General features: G+C 65.1%; 1 protein-coding gene. It reads right to left on the reverse strand.

Going from position 1 to position 384, the window contains the following annotated elements:
- Window positions 1-384 (reverse strand): hypothetical protein (locus tag GQY55_RS30845; protein WP_201452278.1); only part of this gene is annotated, 384 nt, incomplete at both ends.

Raw genomic sequence — 384 nt, forward strand, 5'->3', positions numbered from 1 at the left:
CAGTTTCACCAGTCGCTCCTGTTGCTCCCGTTACTCCCGTCGCACCTGTTGCTCCCGTTTCACCTGTGGCTCCTGTTGCACCCGTTGCTCCCGTGGTTCCTGTTGCTCCTGTCGCTCCCGTTGCACCTGTGGCTCCCGTTGCGCCCGTTGCTCCTGTTGCTCCGGTTGCTCCCGTGGCTCCTGTTGCACCTGTGGCTCCCGTTGCTCCTGTGGCTCCGGTCGCTCCCGTGGCTCCGGTCGCTCCCGTGGCTCCGGTTGCTCCGGTTGCTCCCGTTGCACCTGTCGCTCCCGTGGCTCCTGTTGCTCCCGTTTCACCCGTGGCTCCTGTCGCTCCCGTTTCACCTGTAGATCCCGACGCTCCTGTTGCTCCCGTTGCTCCGGTTG

It is taken from the genome of Paenibacillus sp. USDA918EY (genome assembly GCF_009870825.1).
Classification (GTDB): Bacteria; Bacillota; Bacilli; order Paenibacillales; family Paenibacillaceae; genus Paenibacillus_AQ; species Paenibacillus_AQ albilobatus.